Raw genomic sequence first — 334 nt, 5'->3', positions numbered from 1 at the left:
GCGATGGACAGCAAAGCCCTCTCATCCTTCGCCAAACGGAAAAACAAGAATGAAGCTCCGGATGGACGACGGGATACGGATGCGGACTATGGGAGAAAAGAATACCGCGGTGTGGATGACAACGGAAAAGCCTGGGAGAAGATCGTCAAATGGTTCGGCTACAAGCTGCATCTGATCGTCGATGCGACGTACGAGCTGCCGGTGACGTTCAAGGTCACCAAGGCGTCTGCTTCCGATATCACCGAAGGCCATGAACTGCTCCACCAGATGCAGGAAAGACAGCCGGAAATCTTGAAAACGGCGGAAACGATGGCGGCAGATCGCGGTTACGACG

1 protein-coding gene is annotated in these 334 nt (G+C 54.5%); it reads left to right on the top strand.

The genetic code is table 11. The features are described 5' to 3' along the window. Positions 1-334: transposase (locus MXD62_RS10705; RefSeq protein ID WP_248829157.1), on the top strand; the 334-nt coding region annotated here is incomplete at both ends.

The organism is Frankia sp. Mgl5 (assembly GCF_023242985.1).
Lineage (GTDB): Bacteria > Actinomycetota > Actinomycetes > Frankiales > Frankiaceae > Parafrankia > Parafrankia soli.
Note: the sequence above shows the minus strand (reverse complement) of the source record. Positions and strands in the feature narration are given on the sequence as shown.